This is a genomic window from Streptomyces sp. NPDC003032, assembly GCF_053591415.1.
Window position 1 is genome coordinate 57,997 of sequence record NZ_JBSFTT010000020.1, and the last position, 23,117, is coordinate 81,113.

Below are 23,117 nucleotides of genomic sequence, written 5' to 3' on the forward strand. Positions count from 1 at the left end.
TCCCATCGGTTCCGTCGGGAACGGGCGCTGCGTCGTACGGGTGGGCGGCTACCTCAGCCGCATATACCTGACGAGCACGCCGATTTCCGCGGCCAGTTCGGCCGCCTCCTCGAAGGCCCGTAGTTGCTCCGGGGTCTTCGGCTTGTCGGGCGTGGCCACGTCCAGGACCCGCGCGGTGGAGGCGTCGACACGGACTTTGGGAGCGCTGCCCACCAGTTCGCCGTTGACCGTGGCCAGGTTGCCGGCCGCGCCGACGACTCTGGTTCTGATGCGCCCGGGATTGGCGGTGTAGGAAGGACGGGTGAAGTCAAGGGACTTGGTCTGTCCGATCTCCTTGGCCGGGGCGTTCTCCCCGCCCGGGCCGTAGACGACGCGGTCGATGTCCTTGCGGTTGCCGTTCAGTTTCGTACCGGCGTGGACGTTCCGGGTCGCTTCCTCGACGTCCCGGCCCTGGACGTCGTTGCCCTGCCCCCAACGGATGAGCCGGCTCTGCGGGCCCACGGACTGGAAGCGCAGCTTCTCCCGCTGCACCCCGGCCATGGCGCCGAGCAGCGACCAGATCAGCTCGCCGGCCTGTGCCCTCGCCTTCGCCTGGTGTTGTGCCAGGAACGCGTCCTGGGCCTGGTCCGCCTCCTCCGCGGTCACGTCGCGGAGCAGCAGGGCGTTCCCGGTGCCGTCGTCGATCAACGCGCCGCCCGCGTTCCTGCCGACGGGGGCGAAGCCGGTCTCGCTGAAGACCCTGTCGAGTTCGCTGATGTCCTCGGCCGAGACCCCTGCTTCCGTCAGTCCTTGTGTGTCGATGTCGTAGGTGACGAGGTTCTTGGTGTGCTCGTGCCGGACGTAGAAGTCGCGGACGGTGTCGAGGGCCGCCATGTAGGTGCCCGGGTCCTTCGTGGCGTTCGTGGCGACGCTTGTGAGGAAGTCCGCGACGGGTTTGGACCGGGAGCGCGGGTTGAGGATGGTGTCCGGCCCGTTGGGCTTGGTGTCCTCGAGCCCGCTCGGGTCGACCATGACCGTGGGGCGATCGCTCGCGTACACATACCGGTTCGGCCCGTCGGCCAACCCCGCCGGATCCGGGCTCACCCACCGCCCCAGCCACGGCGCGTAGTACCGCGCCCCATGGTAGGTAAAGCCGGTCTCCTCGTCCCGCTCCTTCCCGGTGAAGCGATACCGTTTGCGGCCGGCCGCGCCGGTCTTCGCGTGGAAGGACGTCGTGCCGTACGGGTGGTACTCCTCGTAGGACAGCACCGCTCCGGCCTGGTCGATCTCCACGGCCGAGCTGCCCAGATGGTCGGCGAGCTGGTAGCGGACGACGGGCGTGGGCGCCGGCACCGGACGGCCGTCGCGGACCGTGACCGTCTCCAGCAGAGCCACCCGCCGGGTGCCGTCGGTGGCGTGCAGCGTCTCGCGTTCCTCCACCGTCTGCCCGCCCGCGACATGTACATAGCGTTCACATATCCCCAGGTAGGTTCGCGTCTGTGTCGTCCCGCCCTGCCGGACGGTGGCCCGCACCCGCCGGCCCGTGTGGTCGTACTGGTAGTACACGTGGCCGCCGCCCCCGAGGTCCGCGTGCGTGAGCCGGTTCTCCACGTCCCAGTCCAGTACGGCCAGATGCGGCATCGCCGTGATGTTGCCGTGGGCGTCGTGCGGGTAGCGGGCGCTGTATGTGCCCTCCGGGTCTCCGGGCAGGCTGTTGCCGAGCAGGCGGTTGCTGTCGGGTGCGGTGTCGTGTCGCCGGGTCCAGTTGCCGGTGCTCGCCCGGTGGGTCACCGTGCGGATGTTGCCGGCTTCGTCGTAGTCGTACGTCTGCGTGTACGGGCGCAGCGCGGAGCTGTCGTTGGCGTGCGGCAGCGGCGCGAACGGCGCGTCGGCCGGGCCCGGTTGGGCCGTCTGTCCGATGTGCTCGCGCCCGGTCGCCGACACCAGTCGGTACACCGGGTCATAGACATACGTCCGGCGCGCGCCGACGGCGGTGTTCCGGAAGAACACGGTGTCCTGGGACGGATCGTCGACGATGACGACATTGCCCACCGGGTCGTAGGCGTACGCGAGTCGCTGCCACGCCGTGCCGTCGGCCGCCGTGGTGTGTGCGGTGGCCAGCCGGAAGGTCTCCCGTTCGTACGCGAAGGCCGTGACCGCCCCGCAGCCCAGCTCGATCCGCGTCCGCCGGCCGCGTTCGTTGTAGTCGATGTCCCGCACGATGTCGGTCCATGTGCCGGAGCGCGCCTTCGCCTGCATCCGCTCCAGCAGACCGGCCGCGTTGTACGCCGGAGCGGTACGGCTGCCGTCCGGGCCGGTGATCAGAGTGGGCCGGTTGAGGGCGTCGTACGCGGTCGCTGAGCGGTGGCCGGCCGCCTCCAGGAGCGGGGCGGCGAGCGAGAGGGCCGCCGCGGGATCGGTCACTGGTGCCAGCCGGGCCCAGTCGGGCTCGGCCGTCGCGTCGGCCGGCAGCCGACGCTCGCCGGCCAGCGTGTTGCCCTTGAAGTCGACGGCCTCGGTGCGCACCGCCCCGGCGCCGTCGAAGACCAGGCAGAGACGGGTGAGGAGGTTACGCGCCCTGCCGTCGGCCAGGGCCTCACCGTAGTAGTAGCGCACTCGTGTCCGCTCGGTCCGCTCCCCCGGCGCGGCGGCGCTGGAGGCCAGCGGTCGCCGCAGCACGTCGTAGGACCACCACAGCAGGCTTCCCCGGCCGTCCCAGCCGCGCACCGGTTCGCCGGCCACGTCCACCAGGCTCCACCGCTCGCCCGCATCGGCGGCGGCGGTGTGCGCGGGATGGCCCAGCATGTCGAAGTCCTGGGCGAGGACGGTGACGCCGCGGGCGTCGACGACCGCGCGCTCGTGGCCCTGGATGTCGCGGAGCACCTCGGTGGTGAGGCGCTGCCCGGATCCGTTGTCCCGCACGGCGAGGTGCGGCCGGCCGAGGGTGTCGAAGCGGGTCTCGGTGGCCGTGTCCGCGTGCGCCAGTGTCTGCCGCGCGGCCCTGCCTTGCGGGTCGCTGTCGGGCAGCCCGGCCCGCTCGGCATACCAACGGCTGTCCCGCACTGTGTCGTTGCGGTCCCGGTCCTGCTGCTCCCACGCGTCGAAGACCACCTCGGACCGGGTGCCGTCGGGGAAGTCCGTGCCCACCAGCCGGCCCAGCGGGTCGTAGCGCAGGAGGGCGGTGACGCCGCGCCGGACCAGCTCGTCCTCGGTGTCGAAGCCGCTGTCGGGCGCGAAGTAGGGTTCGTACTGCTTGACAGGGTTGCCCTTGTTGTCCCAGACCGTGCGCCCGGTGCCGATCCAGCGCTCGGCGCTCTGCCCTCGCGCCGGCTCGGCCCGCACCTTGCTCAGCATGACGCGACCGGACCCGTCCAGGTAGCTCCAGGTGTCCTGCCAGGGCGAGCTGGGATCGCGGTGCCGCTCGCGGGCGCGCGTGTGGAACCGTACGGGCACCTGCCGCAGGTCGTATGCCACGGTGGCGGTCGGGTCGTCGCCGTCGGCGGCCTCCGCGGTGCCGGTGTCGAGCACGTCGCCGTCGGTACTGCCCTCCTTGCCCATGACGGCGGTCGCGACGACCATCCCGAGCGCGTCGAAGCGCACCGCGCTGCGGTTGCCGTTGGGGTCGGTCAGCAGCCACGGCCGCAGCACGCGGTAGTGCGGACGGGCCTCGACCGTGTTGCGGAGCGGGTCGTGGACCCGTACCGGCATCAGATGGTGAGGGTCGTACTCGGTCTCCCACTCGGCGTCGAACGGATCGACGTACAGCGTCGGCAGGTAGAACTCCCCGGCGTCGGGCACCTGCCGCGCGGACGGCGCCCACCACCCGGGCCCTTCCGCCCGCCGCACATACCCGGCCTCGCGCAGATCGGCGTCGGTGACCCGGTCGCCGTACAGGGCCGCCGTCTGGCCGGGTCCCAGGGCGAGCCGGTAGCTGCGCCAGGGCAGGGCGCGCAACCCGGTGACGCCGAGCGGAAGCTCATCGCTCAAGTCGTCGGACGTGTACGTGTTGAGGGTGCGGGCGACGAGCCGGCGCTGCGGTTCGAGGAGGGACAGCTCCTCGTGGTAGGGAACCTCGTGGCGGGCGGCCTGGGCCAGACCGGTGAGGAGGTGCTCCACGGCGAACGGCTCACCGGGGCCCTGGGGGGCCAAGCCCCCGATCTCGTAGTCACGGCTCTCGACGGGCACGCCGATCCGCCAACGGTCCGCGGCATCGGTCACATTGGCGACCGTCCGCTCCCCCACGGATATCCTCAACCGGCCCTGTTCCGCGTCGGCGGGTGACTTGCGCGGGTAGGCGATCCGCGCGGTGCGGAGCACGTTGCCCCACGCGTCGACGTCGAGGGTGAGTTCGTGGACGGTGCGCGGGTCGTCCACTTGGCGCTCGGTGTACACGGTCAGGCTCTCGCCCGGGTGGACGTACAGCACGGCATGGCGGGCCGTTCCCCGGCGTTGGACGAGGCGCAGCCGGGGGCTCGACTCGACGATGCGGTACGAGAGGTGCTCCTTCGGCGTGCCGTCCCGCGCGTAGGTCTCCGTGCGCAGCGGCTGTCCGCGCAGCGCCCGCGCGGCCTCGTGCTCCTCGGCCGGGGTGAGCCCGGCCGGCAATTGGGCACCCGGGAGCAGCGGCGGGCCGCCGTACTCGTCCGCGTACGGTGTCCCGAGCCGGTCCCGGCTAGGGCACCAGCCGAGGTGCTGCCATCGCTTGACCACGGCCGGCGGCTGATGGAGCTCGCCGGTGGAGGTGGTCAGGGCGTCGCGCTGCTCGACGTACCCGAAGCCGCGGAACTCGCGCTCGACGCCGTCGAAATAGCCGTGCCGGTAGCGGTAGGCGGCGTGCACGGCGGTGCCGGCGACGCTGTCGTGCGCGACGGTCGCGGCGATCACTTGGACGGGGAACGGCAGCCGGGTCAGCCAGGGGTCCCCGGCCGCCTCGTCGGCCAGGTAGAAGTCGGTGGAGGACGCGTACCGGACGGTGGTCCGCGCGCCCGTGCCGTTCTCCACGCGGTTCATCAGATGTGGCTTGCCGTCGGCCATCAGGTCGACGTACCGCACCTGGGGCTCGCCGTCGGGGCGGGGCTCGGGGACGACGAGGCAGGCTGTGCCCCGGCCCAGCACGTCGGCAACGGTGGTGGCGGAGACGTCGGGGTGGCGGACGCCGTCCAGGACTTCGGGCGGGCTGAAGGAGTTGCCCGCCTGGTTGAACCACAGCCGTACCGCGTCCGGCCCCAGGTACAGGATGTCGGTGGGGGCGCTGCCGTCGATGTCGGCGAGCCGGATCCGCCGCTGGTCGAAGCGGTCCGGGTGGTCGAACACGGGAGCGCCGGACATGGTGGTCTTCGGCCCGAAGCGCCCTCGGCCGAGATTCGGCCAGTACGCGATCTCGCCGTTGCCGATCCGCACCAGGTCGGTCAGCCCGTCGCCGGTCATGTCCGCGAGATGGACGCTCTGCTCGGCGTCCGCGAACAGCAGTCGCGGACCGCGTTCCTCATCGCTGCCCGCAGGGACCGTCTCGCTGTCGCCGAACCCGTCGGGGCCTTGGGACGGATACCAGGTCAGACCGTCGTCGGCGGTGACGAGGACATCGGCGAGGCCGTCACCGGTCAGATCGACGAACCGCAGATCGGCATCGTTCCAGTCGAGCGTCGGCAAGCGGCTGAAGGCCGCGAAGTCGGCCCAGCCACGCTCCGCTGTGCGCTCGTGGTAACCCGGGTGGGCACCGTCGAGGTCGGCGACGGCCGGGCGTCCGTCGCCGTCGAGGTCGAGCAGCTGCCGTCCGCCGGCTCCTGCGGGCAGCGGGTCGACGGCGCGCGGCGGTCCGAACCGCCCGCCGCCGAGATTGCGCCGGTAGTGCCAGGCGTCGCCTTGTTCGCAGAGGATGCCGGCGATCCCCTCGCCGTCGAGGTCGGCCCATCGGTAGGGCCCGTCGAGCCGGACGGCGCCGTCCTCGGAGGTCAGGGTTCCGGTCGTGCCGGAGACGGTGCGCTCCGTGTAGCCGAAGGTGAGGGCGGGCAGGTCGGCATGGTCATAGCCTCGGCCCCGTCGCGCGGGCACATAACCGCGATGGGTGAGGCGTACGAGCCTGGTGGCCGCGGGCTGCTCGTCGTGGCCGAGCAGCACAGCGTTCACGAGCTGGGGTGCGGGCCCGAGTTCGGGGATGCGGTGGAACATCAGTACCCGGCGGCAGAGCCGGTACGTACGGACTTCAAAGGCCGGTCGGCGGGTGGAGAACGGATCTCCGCGCACGGGCCACGGGCGGGCCTCGTCCGGCGTGGGCTCGTGTTCGTCGTGCTCGCCGTAGTCGAAGACGACTTCGCAGCAGAAGTCGGCGGCCACACCGGGCTCGACGTTTCCGTAGCGGACGCGCTTGAGATAGCGGTTGGCGACGTGCGAGCGGTTGCGTTCCTCGGGCGCCGTGGTGTCGACGCCGGCCCGGTCCTCGCTCTTGTACTCGTAGCGGGTGAGGTTCCCGCGGTCGTCGGACGTCTCCTGGAGCAGCCAACTGAACACGCGGTGCGCCGGGTCGGCGGGGTCGGCGATGCGCGCGTGGGGGTCGCGGCCGTACACGCCGATGACGTTGTCCGTCGAGGTGACGCGCCAGTGCAGCTCGCCGGTGGTGCGGTGCCGCCACTGCTCGACGCGCACGAACGCGCCCTCGGTACGGGGGCGGTAGGCGGTGATCTCGTAGGCGCCGTCGGACCGGGGCGGCGGCACGGCTGCGGGGACCAGGTCTTCGGCGCCCGACAGCTGGAAGACGTCTGTGTCCAGATAGCGCGGGAGCCCCTTGTCGGTCCCCCGCACGATGGACGGCACACCGAGCGACCAGCCAAGGCCCCAAGGTGAGTTGCCGGCCCCTGAGTCGTAACCGAGCGTCAGGTCGGGTTCGGCGCCACGCACGGATGTGAGGGGAAGCTGCACCGAGACGGTCGCGGTTCCGGTGACCGGATTGGCGGCGAACTTCTCCCCCATCCCGCGCAGGGCACCCCCGGCTGTGGGCAAGGACAGCGATGGCAGATCCCGGCCCGCCGACGAGGGTGTGTGCTCCGCCTGCCCGGAGGGCAGGCCGGAAGCGGCCTCGGGACCGTTCACGACGCCGGTCGAGTCGCCGGCCCTTCCTCCGCTACTGGAAGTGCGGTCATCGACTCTGCTGATTGCGGACAAGGCTCCCCCGCTTCCCCTGCGCTTGGCGCGGCCCCCGGTCAATCCTCGTCAGTGGCCGTCGAGAATGCGAGGGCGGATCCGCTCGGCGGGACGTATACCCGTCGAAAGAGTGAAGCCTGCCAACTCCCCTTGACAAGCCGCCTGTTGGGAAAACGACGCGGGTGAGGCGGGCGCCCCCTCCACCCTGAAACCCACCGTGTCCACCCTCCAGGAGCACTCTGGCCGGCGGTCCCGCCCTGCGGGTCAGCAGGAGTCCGCGCAGTGACTGGTTGTGCCTCGACATCGGATCGACGCGGCCGCCAGCCGCACGCCCACACCGCGGGCCGGATGCTCCGCGCGTCCCAGGCACCGGCGACCGTGTGCACCGGCTCGGTAGATCTCCAGATCGAGCGAGTCGGCGTGCATCGCGAGCACCATGCTCACGAGCCCGACGGCGTCGGGTGCGCCGACCGGATCAGCAGCCCCGTGCACCGCTGTGCACCGGCGGCAGCCGGCGGGCGGGTTGTCGGACGGACGTGAGGTACCCGGACCCGGACCCGGACCCCGACCCCGACCCCGACGAGATGACGTCGAACGAATCGGCGGTGCCACGCGGCACCGCCGATTGAGCAGCTCACCCAGCCGGGTACGGGTTGGCTCCGCCCCGGGCTCCGGGTCAGCGGTTGTGGAGCGCCTTCGCCATCGCGACCGATGACGGGGCGAGTGCGGTGCTGCCGTCCTCGATGTCCCACAGCTCGTTCTGCAGCAGCCGCCCCAGCGTCCAGCCGGCCGCCCGCGCGGGGTCCAGCCCGAGGACCTCGGTGAGCTGGTCGAAGCGGCGCCGCACCACACGCTGGGCGTCACCCCTGGCGACGACGTCGTCCCAGCGGCTGTCCAGGGCGGGCCACAGGTCGAAGCCGGGGTCCCCCGCGAGCGGTTCGGGGTCGATGGCGAGCCACGGCTCACGCTCCGCGGCGAGCACGTTGTCGTAGTGCAGGTCCCAGTGCAGCATCCGGTCGCCGGGCTCCTCGATCAGCTCGGCCACCGCCGACGCCCAGCCCCGCAGCAGCTGCCGGTCGGCCGGGTCGGTCAGGGCCGCGACCGCGCGCGGCACCCGCTCCAGCATGTCGGCGGCGATGTCCCCGAGACCGCGCAGGCCCTTCGGCGCGGGGACGGCGACCAGCCGCGCCAGCAGCTCGGCGAGGATGCCCGTGGCGACGTCGTCGTCGTCGAGCGAGGCCAGGGTGCGGGCCCCGTCCAGCCGCTCCAGCAGCATGATGCTGGAGCCGGGATCGTGGTCGAGCAGCCGTACCATGCCGGCGCCGTTCCATGTACGCAGGCCGGTGAGGGCGGCGGCGGTCTCCTCCCGGGGCAGCTGCAGCTTGAGGACGGCGCGCGTGCCGTCCTTGCGTAACACCGGCAGCACCAGTGAGGCTTCCCCGGCCCCGGCCGCGCCGTCACGCACCAGCTCCCACCGGTCCAGGAACGCCGCGGCCAGAGTCGGCAGCCCTGCGATCCAGGCCCTCCCCTCCTCGCCGAACCCCCTGGCGTACGACGCCGCCAGGTGTTCCGGGATCTCGATCGCTTCTGACGTGCCCATATCGCGAATCCTTCAACGGAAGTTGTGTTACCCGCCGCAAGCTACCCGACATCGGCGGGCGCCATCGCCGCCGGACACGGTGGTGCGGCCGCCATCGGGGGCCGACGCCGTCGCCGCCTTCACGAGGTCTCCTTCCCAGGGGAGTTGAGCGATGCCGGCAGCGTTTCCGGACCGCCGAACCGGAGGGCCGGTCAATGCGGCGCGGCGGGACAGGCGGTGCGCGCGTCGGTGAGGCGCGGCCACAGCCGCCCTGCTGACGTCGGTCACCGTGTCCTCCGCGGCCTTTCCGTCCGGACCGGCCCCGGAGACCTCCGCGGTGAACGAGCGAGGCCGTCCCGACTACGTCACCGACCGCTTGTGCAAGGGCCCGGGGAGTAGCGAGTCGGAACGCAAGTGATGCAAGTGCCGACACAGGGCGGGGATCGTCGGCCCCGCCGAGAAGCTCCGTTCGCGCGGGCAGGCACGCGCGCAGCTCTGCGAGGTGCTCATCGAGCGGGTCCGTGTGCCCTTCCTGACCAATTTCACCCCATCATGGTTCAGTTGACCGGGCGACGCTACCGTGCCTCCGTGCGCTGCGGACATACGACGGCCGCGCTCCGCTCGGTCCCCGGTACGCCAATCACCAACGAGTGGCCCGCGCATCAGCAGCATCGCGGCAACCCGGTCGGAGTGCCTCAGGCAGAACAGGGACGGAGTTCGTAGGAGGCGTGGCCACCTTTGCGCCCGGCCACACTACTCAGATGCGGACACATCGGCACGCCACCGGCGAACTCTTCCTCATCTTGGGGTGTTGCCAGGTCACGTGGCCCGCCGAGGGGGGAGGTGAGCCTCGCGTGACTCGCGTGAAGGTATGCCGTCCAGGCCGGTGCTCGCCGTTTGGCTCCCGTTCTCGCAGGTCGGCCTGTGGAAGGCCCGCGCAGGCAGGCGCGTGCGGGCAATGGCCTGAAGTGGTTTAACGTTCAACTGAATGGGTCATCCTGGGTAGGGAACCGGGCAGCCACCTGGCCGCCGACCCAATGTTCTGTCCCGACAGAGGAGATGATCCGATATGAGCCAAGCCCTCCCTCTTCGCCTCCACCACCACGCGTGGCTGACCGACGACCAGGAAACCAACCGGCGTTTCTACGAGGACGTACTCGGCCTGCCCCTGGTGGCCACGTGGACCGAGAGCGCCGTGATATCCGGTGCCGAGCGCGCCTACTGCCACACCTTCTACGGCCTGGCCGATGGCGGCGCCCTGGCCTTTTTCCAGTTCGCCGATCCCGAGGACCAGAAGGAGTTCAAGACTGATGTCGACTTCACCCCCTTTCGTCACATCGCCTTCAAGGTCGAGCAGGACACCCAAGAGGCCATGCGGAAGCGCATCGGCGAGGCCGGCTACACGGAGCCGGATACGTTCGTCACGGACCACGGATTCTGTGTTTCGCTGTACATCACGGACCCCAACGGGCTGATGCTCGAATTCACCGTCGACCACCCGGACGCGGAGAAGATCGACACCGAGCGGCGCGCGACGGCGCACGCCGAACTCGCCCGCTGGCTCGACGGCGACCACACCAGCAACAACCACTGGCGCTGACACTGCCGCGGACAGCCACGCCAACGCCAAGGACAGCGCCCGGCTTCGGACCTCCCCCCGTCCTCGTCCGGCGTGGCAGCGTGGCAGCACGGGCCGCAGAAAAGACATCCAGAGACGGTGGTTGTGCGTCTACTGGCCATCGCCATCGAGGAGGGACGGGGCCTGCCCTCCTCGATGGCGGCATCATGGCCGACGCCGCTTACCCGCTGGTGCTCGCCTGACGGTCCGGCCTCACTTCAGGTGCCGGTCGTAGAACCGGCCCGCGTCCTCCGCCTCGAACCAGGGGGTACCGGTATGCCCGCCCAGATTGGCGTGCAGCGTTTTCTCCTTGGTGCCGAAGGCGTCGAACAGGTCCAGGGCCCGCTGCCGGGGGTTGCCTTCGTCGTCCCACTGCAGCAGGAACAGCAGCGGAATGGTGACCTGCCGGGCCTCCTCGCGCTGGGCGCGGGGCACATAACCCCCGGCGAAGAAGCCGGCGGCCGCGATGCGCGGCTCGACCGCCGCAAGGCCGATGCCGACGGCTGTCCACCCCGAGTATCCGACCGGGCCGCCGATCTCGGGCAGCGGAAGGAGGGCGTCCAGGGTGGTCCGCCATTCCGGGACCGCCTTTTCGACCAGCGGGCCGACGACGGACTCGAAGTGCTCGTCGACCGGATCGCCGGCCTGCATCGCCCGGCGGAGGTCGGCGCGGGCCTGCTCGTCGGCGGCGGAGCGGGGCCGGTCACCGCACCCGGCGGCGTCGATGGTGGCCACCGCGTAGCCGTACGCCGCGGAGTGCCGGGCCCGGGCCACCAGCCGGGATTCCCTCTTGGGCAGGCCGTTGTTGTGGGCCATCAGGATCAGCGGGGCCGCCGGTGCGGCGGGACCGGCGGGTTCAGGCGTCCACAGGGTGCCAGGGATCTCGCCGAGAATGAATTCGCGTTCGAGGACGCCGTCGTCGAGGCGCTGTTCGGAAGTGAATCGCATGGTCGTGCCTTTCAGGAGTGCGCTTGAACGGCGCTCCCGGACGACCTATCGCCCGACCGTGACCCCGGAGGGGAGCACCCATGTCGATACTTCGTTCACGGGTACCACCTCCTCGTTCTCTCGCACGGCCTCCGGAAAAGTAGCAGTGGCCGCCGTGGTCCGCCAACGGGTTTTCGCGCCTAGAGTCTCGATCATGTACACGGTCACGCACAACTGGCAGTCCTTGCGCATCCGTTCGGTGTCCCGGACCCGGTGCCGACCCGAGCATTCGTCGGCATCTGGTCATCCGCGCACTGGGGGCCGTTGCAGAACGAGCTGGCCCTGCACGGGCACCGCTCGTACGCCGTCGATCTGTCCGGGCACGGCGACCGCGCCGACCACCCGGCCGCCTACTACCGGCAGCCGCAGGACCTGGACCGTCCTCGGCCGAAGGGGGAAACACCTGTGAGACCTTCCTTGCGCATCTCCATGACCGCCGCCCTGGCGGCCGCCCTCGCCTGTCTCGCCTGGCCCGCGGGGACGGCGGGGGCGGCGGGCGACGACCGGGTCCCGCGCACCGAACGCATCAGCGTGGCGCCCGACGGCACCGACGGCGACCACCACTCGGTGGATCCGACCGTCAGCGCGGACGGACGCGTCGTCGCCTTCATGTCGTCGGCGAACAATCTGGTGCCAGGAACGGACGTGCCCACCAGCGTCTTCTACCGGACGGCTCCCGGTACACCCCTCAAGCGTGTGGTGCTGCCTGGTGAGTCGACGATGTTGCCCCGGGTGTCCGATTCGGGGCGCCACCTGACGTTCACCTCGTACTCGGCCACGACCCAGCAGTACTCCGTCCACGTGATGGACCTGCGCACCGGGCGCGTCGAGCCCGTGGCGCCCGCGCTGGAGGGCGGCTACCGCGCGTACTACGGCGCCGCCCCGCTCAGTGCGGACGGACGGTACGTCGCCTTCGTGGCCAAGACCGCCGCCGACGAGGACGGGGTGTCCCACTGCCGCATCGTGCTCCGGGACCGCCGGACCCAGCAGCTGTGGCGGGCCGGCCCGCCCACGAACCGCGATTGCCAGGACATCTCCATGAGCGCCGACGGCCGCAAGGTGGCCTACCGGGTCGGCTACTCGGGACCGTCCGATGACGACAAAGCGGACATCATGGTGTACGACCGTGTGACCCGGAAGACCGTGCAGGCCGATGTCACCCACAACGGGGCACCGGCCGACAGGTCGGCGCTCTCTCCGGTGCTGAGCGCCGACGGCTCCAAGGTCGGCTTCGACTCCGTGGCCACGAACCTGGTCCCGGGCACCGACCCCAACGGGGACACCAGCACGTCCTGGAACGCCTTCGTCCGCGACCTGCGCACCGGCACACTTCAGCGGTACGACGGCCACTCCCCCACCGACGTCACCCTGGTGTCGGATCTGTCGGCGAACGGCTCGAAGCTGCTCCTCAACACGGCCGACGCGGACCGCGGGACGCTGGGGCTGATCCTGCGCGATCCGCGCACCGGCCACGAGGAGTTGCTCTCACCGGGACAGGACGGCAAGCCCGTCACCGTGGGCCGAGCGGCACTGAGCGCCGACGAGTCGACGGTCGTCCTCGACTCCTACCACCCGGGTCTGGTCCCCGACGACACCAACCTGATCGGAGATGTCTTCGTGCGCACCCTGCGCTGAGCCGCCGACGATCGTCAGGGCCTACGGTTCCAGAAGCCGAGGTTGTGTTCACGGTAGTAGTCGACGGGGCCGATCCGGTGCGGTGCCAGTGACTGTGTGTACGGTCGGCCGACGTGGCCCGGCCGGTAGGGCCGCCAGGCGGGCAGGCCGGCGCCGCGCGGTGTGCCGGTGCGGGCGAAAGCGGCCCAGTATCCGCTCATCGTGGCGGACAGGCGGCGCTGTGCCGGGGTGAACCGTGGCTCTGCCGTCTCGTCCTCGAACAGGTACGGGATGTCTCCCGCGTGGAAGGCGCCGAAGTCGAAGTCGCCGAGCAGCGGCAGGAACATCGGCGCGTCGCGGTCGGCGAACTCGTAGGCGTACACCGGGGTGTGTCGTGCCAGCGCCTCGTGCTGGTCCCGTGTGCCGCGTGCCCACATGCGGTCGGTGATCACCGTGGCCCACGCCAGCGCGGGAGACGGGTACGCGGCCGTGGGGTACTCGGCCCGCACCCGCTTCGCCGGCCGCTTGCCGAACGCGGTGCGCAGCGCCTGGCCGTAGTCGGCCTCGGTGAACCTTCTCCCCACCGCGTCGTACATCATCCCGACGAACGTGCGGTGTTCGTCCCGGGTCGCGCCCGACAGGACGGGCACGCGGTGGAAGCGTCCGGTGCGCAGGGCCGTCGGCGGCAGCTCGGGCAGGGTGGCGTTGCCGTATCCGAACGCCTGGAAGGCGTTCATGATGTGCGGCACCTTGAGGATCGTCTTCACGGGCAGGGCGCGCAGGCAGGCGAGCGTGCGCTCCGGGCGGCGGTTCCGGCAGCCGAGGGACGAGGTCATCTCGGTGGTGATGTCCTCCATCTCGCGCCCCGTCCGCCACACGTACCACGGGTATCCCGGTACACCCGGTCCCATCGCGCCGGCCGGCATGTCCATCACGGCCTCACCGCTCGCCATGACGGCGCGGTGGAACAGGCCCTTGGCGGCGGGCGACGTCAGGTGTCCGGCCACGGCGGACGCGCCGAACGACACACCGGCCACGGTGACGTTGCCGGGGTCGCCGCCGAAGGCGCGGGCGTTGTTCCTCACCCAGGTGAGGGCGGCCCGCTGGTCCTGGAGGCCGAAGGTGGCGGACCCTTGCAGACCCGGCAGGGCGAGGCCGCCGAAGACGCCGAGACGGTAGTTGACGGTGACGACCACCAGGCCCCGCTCGGCCAGGCGGCGTCCGTCGAAGAAGGCGCCCCCGCCCACGGAGCCGTCTCCGTGGATCCATACGAGCACGGGCGCGGCCCGCCGACGCCGGTCCGCGGCCGGCGGCGTCGTGACGTTCAGGGCCAGGCAGTCCTCCTCCGTGCTGGAGATCCGCGCGTACGGGGACGGCACCTGCGGGCACAGCGGCCCGGGCTTCGTGGCGTCCCTGACTCCCTTCCACGGTTGTACCGGGCGGGGCGGCGCCCAGCGGTGGCGCCCCTTGGGGGCGCCCGCGTAGGGGATGCCCTGGAAGATCCGGTGCGCGCCCGACCGGGCGCCGCGGACCAGGCCCGCGTCGGTGCGCACCGTCCCGTCGGTGGCGACACCGGCCGGTGTGCCGTGCCGGTCCTCGGTGACCGGTGCCGGACCGGGTCCCGCCGTGGCGGCGACCGGAGCGGATACCAGCACGGTGAACGTCAGGGCCGCGGCCGTCGCTGCGACGGCCGCCCGATGGGGATTTCTGCGATGGGTCACGACGGAAGCCTTCCTCGTGGACGCCTGTCCCCGCGCGCGGACGCACCGGAGACGACCTGATCGAGGCACGAGCCCGACCGGACGGGCCCTCGCCACGGGGCGGGCGCGTGATCGCGTCCGGCGGCCGCGCGTTCCGATCACGCGCCATACGGATACGACGACCCCCTCGCACCGGGCGAGGGGCCAGGCTGAAGGAGCCGGACATGGCACCCACCGCACCTGATTTCGGTCCTGACATCGACCCCTACGCGCCCTACGAACCGCAGCGCGACTGCGACCCCGCCGCCAAGCCCGGCCTGCTCGGCTTCCGCGACCTGGTGCTCGCCGCCTATCCCGGTACGACCAACATGGGCATCAGCAGGGCCTGCGGCAGCGGAGGCCAGAGCGAGCACAAGGAGGGCCGGGCCTGGGACTGGGGCGTGAACGTACAGGGTCAGGGGCAGCTGGCCGACGACCTGATCAACTGGCTGCACGCCACCGACCGGCACGGCAACCCGCACGCCCTCGCCCGCCGCTTCGGCATCATGTACATGATCTGGAACCGGCGCATCTGGATGGCCAATCGCCCGGACGCCGGCTGGCAGCCGTACCGGGGCGCCAACCCGCACACCAACCACATCCACTTCAGCTTCTCGTGGGCCGGCGCCCGCAAGGAGACCAGCTGGTGGAAAGGCCCGGTGGTGCCGGATCGGCGGCAGCGGTTGGCGGTGGGGATGTCCGCCGACGGCCGTGTGGAGGTGTTCCATGCGGCGGTCGACCAGATCTACCACACGTATCAGCATCAGCCGGGTGGTACGTGGTCGGGGTGGCGTGCCTTCGGTGGACCGGCGTCGGCGACGATCGCGTTGTCGGCCGCGCCGGACGGGCGGTTGGAGCTGTTCGCCATGAACGCGGACACGTTCGTCCATCGGTACCAGGCGAAGGTGTCCGGGGAGTGGGCTGACTGGTATGCGTTCGGTGGTGGTGGGGATCATCTGGCGGTGGGGCGCAACCATGACGGCCGGTTGGAGGTCTTCGCCTCCAACGCGGGCGGGGTGCACCATCGTTGGCACAACACGCCGGGTGGAACGTGGCACGACTGGCGACCGTTGGGGGGGTCCTGCGAGCGCACGTCTGGCTGTCGGATCCGCGTCGGACGGACGCATCGAGGTGTTCGCTCTGACCGATGACATCTTCCGTCATGCGTGTCAGACCGATCTGTCGGGGACCTGGCGGCAGTGGGTCGACTTCGGCCTGGGCGGTGAGCACCTGGCGGTGGCGAGGAACCGTGACGGACGGTTGGAGGCATTCGCCACCAACTCGGCCGGCGTGCACCACCGTTGGCAGAACCTGCCGGCCGGTGACTGGCATGACTGGCGACCGTTGGGTGGTCCGGCGGGTGCGCGTCTTGCCGTGGTGGAGTCGCACGACGAGCGCATTGAAGTGTTCGCCATGAACGACGACGTCCTCCAGCACAACTACCAGGTCGACGCTTCCGGTGCCTGGCGCACCTGGCAGGACTTCGGCGGCGGGGGCTACTTCATCCAGGCCCTGCGCAACCGCGACGGCCGGCTGGAGATCTTCGCGAACAACCCCCGCGGCGTCCACCACCGCTGGCAGCACCAGCCCGGCGGCACCTGGCACGACTGGCAACCGATGTGACCCGGCCGCGCACACCTGACCGACGGGGAAGCCGCAGCCGGCCACAGCCAGTCACAGCTTCCATCGAAGATCCCGCTCGGGGGTGTAGCGGCACATCGTGCCGGTGGAGAGAGTGCGGCGCAGGTGGGCCGCCAGCTCGGGATGCAGCTGGTCCAACTTGCGCAAAGTGTCGCGCATACGGGCGGTGACATTCTTGCGGGCGCGCTCGCGCGAGTCGCCCAGGCGGCGCGGACGGCCTCCGAGTCCCGCGTGGCGGCGCAGCTCCTCCAGCAGCTCGGCGCGCTCCTGGTCGTAGGCGGCCACGCGCCGGTCGTCCCCCTGTTCGGCCGCCCGGTCGATCTCCGCCTCCAGCCGCTCCAGGTGACGGCGGTACCGGCTGCGGGCCTCGGCGTCCAGCACCTCGTCGGCCCCCATGCCCTGCACGGTGGCGACGGTGTCGTCGTCCGGGTTCAGCAGCCGGACGGCCGCGATGTCCTGGCCGGGCAGGCCCAGCAGGCAGTGCACATCGCGCAGGCCTTTCGCGTCGGGCATGTGCACGGTGCGGCCCCCGTACGTCAGCCGCCACACCTCGCCGTCGCGGCGGAACTCGTACGCGTGGGACGAGCCGTCCTGGCCGGGCCGCGCGCCCAGGTGGTGTCCGCCCACATGCTCGACGCGGGCGAGCAGATGCGTCATGCCGAGCTCACGCGCCTGTGACGCCGCCTCGCTGAGCAGGGTGGCCACGTACCGCTCGTCGTCGGCGCCCCGCGCCGAGAGCGCGACGGCCAGTTCGAGACGGGCCCGCAGTGACCAGGGCGGTGCGTGCAACCGGTCGGCCGCCCGGTGTGCCTCGGTGAGATGCCGCACGGCGGAGTCCCACCGCTGCTGCGCGGCGTCGAGGATGCCCGTCCAGAGAGCAGCAGGGCCGCCGATGTCCCACCCGAAGAGGGAGACCAGCCACTGGCCGGTGTACGGGCCCAGCGCGGCGCGGGCGTTGTCGCACCAGGCCGGGTCGCCCGACGCGGCGGCAGCCTGGGCCTGGTAGCGCAGCCACAGCGGGGTGACGCTGCGATGGAGCACCGTGTCACCGCCGGCACCCGCCCCCGGCCGGGGGACGGGCACGCCTCGGCGTTCGCCGGCTTCCAGGTCGGTCAGGGCCTCGACGAGGTCGACGTACGGGTGCTGTTGGGCCCGCAGCGCAACCAGCAGCTGCCTCGCCTCGGTGAACCTGCCCCGCAGTACGAGCAGGGTCCAGCGGTGGTGGGAGACGAAGTAGCGGTAGTAGTTGGCGCCTTGGGTGTTCATGGACTCCGAGACGTCGAGCAGCTCTGTCGCCTCGGCGAACCTGCCGGTCAGGGCGTGGACGATGCTGCGGTCGATCACGGTGTGCAGTCGCAGGCGGGCCGAGCCGTCGGCGGCGCCCAGGGCCACCATGGTGTGGAAGTCCTCCATGAACCGCGGGTCGCCCGATTCGAGCGCGGCGACCCAGCGCATGGACATCGCCACATGCTCCGTCCACCGGTCGCCGCGGCGCCGGGACACCGCGACAAGCTCTGCCGCCAGAGCCCGCCGGTCGCCCACCGCCCGCGGTCCCGACTCCGACTGGAGTCGCGCCCACAGCCCGATGTGCAATGTGTCGTCATCGCCCGCCGCGCGGGCCCCGGCGACCACCGCGGCCGCCACCTGCCGGGCCAGGGAGGTCTGCGACAGCGACGAATCGTCGGAGACGGCGCGCTGTTGGTCGTACGCCCAGCGCAGGACGCGTGGCTTGAGAAGCGCGGTGTCGCCCCGCCCGTCGGAGCCGTACAGAGTCAGCGCGGTCCGCCCCAGCAGCAGCGGATCGCCCAGCCCCCTCGCCAGGACGGCCGCGTCGGCGAACACCCGCCAGGAACGCTCGTGTTCACCGGTCATCTGGAGCGCCGTCCCGAAGTGGAGCCCGACCAGAACCCGGCGCGCCGGGGCCGCGTCACCGAGGCGGTCCACAGCGCGCTCGTAGTGACCCGCCGCCTCCTCGTGCGCCATGCGGCTCTCCGCATGCCGTGCCGCGGACAGCAGCAGATCCACGGCCTCGTCGCGGTCCAGCTCCTCGAAGGCGAAATGGGCATGGCGGGCCAGCTCCACCGGAAGAGTCGCGTCCCGCGCGGCCGCCGTACTCCGCAGCGCGCATACGGCGGCCGCGTGCAGTCGGCGTACGAGCTGCGCGTCCAGGCCGCCGTACAGCGTCTCTCGTACGAGGTCATGTTTGAAGAGCGTCTCCTCGGAGCGCTCGTGTGCCACCAGCTGGGCGTCCGCGGCCTGGGCCAGCCACCGGCGCACCTCCTGGGGTGAGGCGCCCATGACGCTCGCCAGTGTGTCGGTGCGGAACCGCCGTCCCAGTACGGACGCCGCACCCAGGCAGTCCGCCACGGCGCCGTCCAGCAGGTGCAGCCTCTGCCGGAGAGAGGCGTACAGACCCGGTGACATCCCGCTCACTTCGTGACCGCCCGCCCACAGGCGCGCTGTCTCCTGCACGAAGAAGGGGTTGCCTCCCGTCCGGCGCAGCACCTCGGCCACGAGTTCGCCGTCCGGTGCGCTCCCCGCCGTACGGCGCATCAGCTCGGCGACGTCGGCGGCTTCCAGCCCTGTCAGCGTGAGCGTCGTGGCCCGGGTCACCAGCGATCGAAGCCGGTCACGCAGAGGGTGGTCCGGCCGCTCGACCTCCACGAGCCTGCATGTCGCCACGATCAGCACCCGCTCCAGCGACACATGCTGGGCCGCGAACTCCAGGAGGGCGACCGACGCCGTGTCGGCCCAGTGCGCGTCCTCCAGCACGACCAGCACCGGCCGGTGCTGCGCGGCGGTGACCAGCATGGTCGTGACCGCGTCGAACAGCTCGAACTGACCTACCTCCTCCGCCTTGCCCCCGCCGCCCAGCAGCACCTGCCGCACCACACCGGCAGCCTCCGACGCGGCCTCCCACGCCTCTGCCCGCAAGGACCTGCGCAGACCCCGTATGACCTGCGTCCAGGGCCAGTAGCCGGGGGTGCCGTCGGCGCCCCAGCACGACCCGCGCAGCACGGCCATGCCGCCGCGCCCCGCCTCATGGACCGCGCGACCGGTGAGAGTCGTCTTGCCGATGCCGGCCTCGCCGGCGATCAGCAGCAGACCGCCGTGGCCCTCACTCGCCCGCTCCAACCGAGCACGCACCGAGCGCAGGGAATCGTCCCGCCCGAGCAACGCCTGCCCGGCTCCGTCCTCGGGGTCCTCGGGCGATGGCACGGTCACGGCTGCCCCCGGCCCCGGCAGGCGTCTTCGGTACAGGTCATGCCCTCACCACATCCCGCAGAACAACGTAGGGAAGCGTAGGGCTTGTTCGAAAACCGGATCAACTTGCCGCCATTGACGGGTCGGCCCACTCAGACCATTATTCCATTAAATGTTTAATGGAATCGAGAGAGGCGCTTGGTGCACATGCCCCCTGCCGACATCACCGGGGTCGGCGACCCCTTGAACGCCACCGCGCTCGAGGCCCGCGGCCTGGGCAAGCGCTACGGACGCGGCTGGGCGCTGCGCGACTGCTCCTTCCGGCTGCCCGCCGGGCGGATCTGCGGTCTCGTCGGCCCCAACGGCGCCGGAAAGAGCACCCTGTTGGGGCTCGCGACCCGCCTGGTGACCCCTACCGAGGGCGAACTGCGTGTCTTCGGCGTGCCGGTGGACGATCCGGCCGCGATGCCCCGGTACGCGTTCCTCTCTCAGGACAAGCCGCTGTTCAAGCGGTTCACCGTGGCCGAGACGCTGCGGATGGGCGCGACCTCAACCCCGGCTGGGACATGGCCGTGGCGGAGCGGATCGTACGTGCGGGGCCGGTGCCCATGGACGCCAAGGTCGGCACGCTCTCCGGCGGGCAGCGCACCCGCGTCGCGTTCGCCCTCGCCTTCGGCTGCTGTCTCGGCGTCTTCCTGGGCGCACCGCTGATCGCGGGCGACCAGGAGCACGGAACCGCGCAGCTGGTCACCACCCAGTCGGTGCCGCGCCGCCGCTGGCTGGCGGCGAAGCTGATCGGCTGCCTCTCGGTCGTGCTCGTGTCCACGGCGGTGCTCGGCGCGCTGTTCACCTGGTGGTGGGAGCCGTACCGCGAAGTCCTGCCCGCGGACTGGATGCAGGGCGAGGTGTTCGACGCCACGGGTCCGATGCCGACGGCGCTCTCCCTCTTCCTCACCACCTGCGGCATCGCGATCGGCATGCTGATGCGCCGGGCTCTTCCGGCGATGACGGCCACCTTCGTCTTCTCCGTGGCCGTCGAGCTGGCCTGGGGGCAGCTCCGCGTGCATCTGGCCACTCCGCGCCTGTTCACCTACCCGCTGAACGGGGATGCCCCGGCCTTCCTCGACCAGGCGGTCGAGTCCGACCGGTGGATCGGCGGCGCGGACGGACAGCTCTTCGGATGGGGCACCTGCGCCGAGCAGACCGAGCGGGCCTCCGGCGCCTGCATCAAGCAGAACGGCATCGTCAACAACGTCGTGGAGTACTTCGGTTACGACCAGATGCCCGGCATGCAGTGGACCGGCGCCGCCCTGCTGCTCGGCGGCACCGCCGTCGTGGCCGTCTTCATCCTGTGGTGGGCGACGCGGCGGCCCCTCTAGAGCGAGCGGAGACAGCAGGTACGTAAGGTGTCGGCAGACGAGCAGAGAGTGGGGACAGTGGTCGAATTCCGTATCGACCGGCGCAGCGGCGTGGCCACGTATCTGCAGATCGTGCGGCAGGTCGAACAGGCCCTGCGCATGGGCGCCTTGGTGGAGGGCGACCGGCTGCCCACCGCGGCCCAGGTAGCGGCGGCGACCAAGGTCAATCCGAACACGACGCTCAAGGCGTACCGCGAGCTGGAGCGCGCCGGGCTCGCCGAGGTCCGCCAAGGAGCCGGCACGTTCATCACCCGCTCCCTCGCCCGTCCCCAGGCCGGGCCGGACTCACCGCTGCAGACCGGACTGACGGAATGGATGCGTCAGGCGCGGTCGGCGGGGCTCACCGGCCAGGACGTGACGGCACTGTTCGAGGCGGTCCACGCGGCGGTGTTCGAGACCGCCGCGCAAGACTGACGGCACCCGGCCCGAGGCTCGCTCGGGTGCCACTCGGGGTCTGGGTTCACGCTGCTCGCCAGCCTCGCCCTGAGGGCCGTGGAGCTGGGGGACGGCGCCTTCTGGCCCAGAGCAGCAGGACCACCGAGCACACGGCGGCGAACGCGCACCACGTGGAGATGTACTCCTGGCGCCACAGCGCCACGGACACCACGGCCCCGGCGGCGACCAGCACGCCGAACAGGACGAGGCCGCGGTCGCCGGACAGAAGGAGGGAGCCGATGGTGGCGAGCAGGTAGCCGGCGATGATCAGCTCCGGTCGCGGCAGACCGAGGGAGTAACCGACCGTGTGACCACGGATCTCGGCCGTCACGGTGCGGGTCGCCAGTACGTACGCGAGCGCCGCCGCCGTCGCGGCCCCCGCGGCGAGTGGGATCAGCAGACGGCGGCGGGCGCTCGGCGGCGCCGCGCACAGCACACCCACCGGAACCCACAGTGCGAGCAGCGGGAGCGCGATCGTGGCCCAGGCGACGGTGGCGGGCCCCGTGCCGCCGTCGTTGCGCCAGACCGCGGACTCGATGATCTGGTGGGCGCCGAGGAGGAGCGGAAGCGCGGCCAGCGGCAGGTCACGGGGGTGCCGGGCCGCGAGGATCACACTGGCGACCCCCACGGCGGCGATGCCCGTGCCCGCCACGAGATCGGCCGTCGCGCTCCAGCACATGGCGCAACGCTACGGCCGACTCGGCGCGGGGGCGCGTCCGGCGGGCCTTCGGGGGTACGCCGGGTCTCTCCTGCCAGCCCGATTTCCGTACCCTGGCGGCATGCGTATGCGTCCTACTCTGAGCTGGACTCCCACCGAGGACCTGCCGCCGGGTACGACCGATCCGGGGCCGGTCGTCGATGTCCTGGGCGCCGGTGGTGTGCTGGTGCTCAGCGGCGCGGGCATCTCCACGGAGTCGGGCATTCCTGACTACCGGGGCGAGGGCGGAAGCCTGAGTCGGCACACCCCGATGACCTACCAGGAGTTCACCGCCGACCATGAGGCCCGGCGTCGGTACTGGGCGCGCGGTCACCTCGGCTGGCGCACCTTCGGCCGGGCCCGGCCCAATGCCGGGCACCGGGCCGTGGCCGCGTTCGCGCGGCACGGCCTGCTCGCCGGTGTGATCACCCAGAACGTCGACGGCCTCCACCAGGCCGCGGGCAGCGGGGACGCCGTGGAACTCCACGGAAGCCTGGGCCGGGTCGTCTGCCTGTCCTGCGGCACCTTCAGCCCGCGCCGTGAGCTGGCTCAGCGGCTGGAGGAGGCCAATCCGGGCTATGCGCCGGTGGCCGCCGGCATCAACCCGGACGGCGACGCGGACCTCACCGACGAACAGGTCGGAGGCTTCCGCGTGCTGCCCTGCACGGTCTGCGGCGGCATCCTCAAGCCGGACGTGGTGTTCTTCGGCGAGACGGTTCCGCCGGAGCGGGTCGAGCGCTGCCGCGAATCGGTCCGTGAGGCGGCTTCGCTCCTGGTCCTCGGCTCCTCGCTGACGGTGATGTCCGGGCTGCGGTTCGTCCGCCAGGCGGCCGAGGCCGGCAAGCCAGTGGTGATCGTCAACCGGGATGCCACCCGGGGCGACCGTTACGCCGTCACACGGGTCGCGCTGCCGCTGGGACCGGCGCTCACCTCCGTGGCCGACCGGCTGGGCATCGCCGTCGAGGGAGAGGCCGAGGACACCGGGCGCCCGACGTGACCTGACCCGACCTGACCTGACCTGACCTGACCTGACCTGATACAGCGTCCCCGCATCCGCCTCGCGGCTTCG

At 71.4% G+C, this 23,117-nt stretch carries 12 protein-coding genes and 1 pseudogene; 7 read left to right on the top strand and 6 right to left on the bottom strand.

Annotation, left to right across the window (positions count from 1 at the left end):
- Window positions 1-48 precede the first annotated feature (48 nt).
- Complete coding sequence (locus tag ACWDZ7_RS26275) at window positions 49-7,065, bottom strand: SpvB/TcaC N-terminal domain-containing protein (protein WP_451800277.1); 7,017 nt, start codon at window positions 7,063-7,065, stop codon at window positions 49-51.
- Between the two features lie 727 nt (window positions 7,066-7,792).
- Complete coding sequence (locus ACWDZ7_RS26280) at window positions 7,793-8,716, bottom strand: APH(6)-I family aminoglycoside O-phosphotransferase (protein WP_451800279.1); 924 nt, start codon at window positions 8,714-8,716, stop codon at window positions 7,793-7,795.
- A gap of 1,048 nt (window positions 8,717-9,764) precedes the next feature.
- On the opposite strand from ACWDZ7_RS26280, the gene ACWDZ7_RS26285 reads away from it, so the two are divergent.
- Window positions 9,765-10,295: a VOC family protein gene (locus ACWDZ7_RS26285; protein WP_451800280.1), complete on the top strand. Its 531-nt coding sequence runs from the start codon at window positions 9,765-9,767 to the stop codon at window positions 10,293-10,295.
- Between the two features lie 231 nt (window positions 10,296-10,526).
- Here the strand turns inward: ACWDZ7_RS26285 and ACWDZ7_RS26290 are convergent, their stop codons facing one another.
- Window positions 10,527-11,261, bottom strand: a complete 735-nt coding sequence (locus tag ACWDZ7_RS26290) for an alpha/beta hydrolase (protein WP_451800282.1) — start codon at window positions 11,259-11,261, stop codon at window positions 10,527-10,529.
- A 252-nt stretch (window positions 11,262-11,513) separates the two neighbouring features.
- Between ACWDZ7_RS26290 and ACWDZ7_RS26295 the strand changes: the two genes are divergently transcribed.
- Complete coding sequence (locus tag ACWDZ7_RS26295; RefSeq protein WP_451800283.1) at window positions 11,514-12,935, top strand: hypothetical protein; 1,422 nt, start codon at window positions 11,514-11,516, stop codon at window positions 12,933-12,935.
- A gap of 14 nt (window positions 12,936-12,949) precedes the next feature.
- On the opposite strand, the gene ACWDZ7_RS26300 is transcribed toward ACWDZ7_RS26295, so the two are convergent.
- Complete coding sequence (locus ACWDZ7_RS26300) at window positions 12,950-14,635, bottom strand: carboxylesterase/lipase family protein (protein ID WP_451800285.1); 1,686 nt, start codon at window positions 14,633-14,635, stop codon at window positions 12,950-12,952.
- 203 nt (window positions 14,636-14,838) lie between these two features.
- Between ACWDZ7_RS26300 and ACWDZ7_RS26305 the strand changes: the two genes are divergently transcribed.
- Both ACWDZ7_RS26305 and ACWDZ7_RS26310 read left to right on the top strand, forming a co-directional pair.
- Window positions 14,839-15,804 carry a hypothetical protein gene (locus ACWDZ7_RS26305; RefSeq protein WP_451800287.1) on the top strand — a complete coding sequence of 322 codons (966 nt, stop codon included), beginning with the start codon at window positions 14,839-14,841 and terminating at the stop codon, window positions 15,802-15,804.
- On the top strand, window positions 15,785-16,276 hold the full coding sequence (locus tag ACWDZ7_RS26310; RefSeq protein ID WP_451800289.1) for a hypothetical protein: 492 nt from the start codon (window positions 15,785-15,787) through the stop codon (window positions 16,274-16,276). Before ACWDZ7_RS26305 ends, ACWDZ7_RS26310 begins: the two co-directional genes overlap by 20 nt.
- A 51-nt stretch (window positions 16,277-16,327) precedes the next feature.
- On the opposite strand, the gene ACWDZ7_RS26315 is transcribed toward ACWDZ7_RS26310, so the two are convergent.
- A complete protein-coding gene (locus ACWDZ7_RS26315; protein WP_451800290.1) occupies window positions 16,328-19,519 on the bottom strand; it encodes an ATP-binding protein in 3,192 nt (1,063 codons plus the stop codon).
- Between the two features lie 186 nt (window positions 19,520-19,705).
- Between ACWDZ7_RS26315 and ACWDZ7_RS26320 the strand changes: the two are divergent.
- Together ACWDZ7_RS26320 and ACWDZ7_RS26325 are read left to right on the top strand one after the other, a co-directional pair.
- Window positions 19,706-20,877 (top strand): annotated as a pseudogene (locus ACWDZ7_RS26320) (ATP-binding cassette domain-containing protein).
- A gap of 48 nt (window positions 20,878-20,925) precedes the next feature.
- Window positions 20,926-21,330, top strand: a complete 405-nt coding sequence (locus ACWDZ7_RS26325) for a GntR family transcriptional regulator (RefSeq protein WP_451800376.1) — start codon at window positions 20,926-20,928, stop codon at window positions 21,328-21,330.
- A 46-nt stretch (window positions 21,331-21,376) separates the two neighbouring features.
- On the opposite strand, the gene ACWDZ7_RS26330 is transcribed toward ACWDZ7_RS26325, so the two are convergent.
- Window positions 21,377-22,030, bottom strand: a complete 654-nt coding sequence (locus ACWDZ7_RS26330) for a DUF6629 family protein (RefSeq protein WP_451800292.1) — start codon at window positions 22,028-22,030, stop codon at window positions 21,377-21,379.
- Window positions 22,031-22,130: 100 nt separating this feature from the next.
- Between ACWDZ7_RS26330 and ACWDZ7_RS26335 the strand changes: the two genes are divergently transcribed.
- Complete coding sequence (locus tag ACWDZ7_RS26335; protein ID WP_451800294.1) at window positions 22,131-23,045, top strand: NAD-dependent protein deacetylase; 915 nt, start codon at window positions 22,131-22,133, stop codon at window positions 23,043-23,045.
- Window positions 23,046-23,117: the final 72 nt, after the last annotated feature.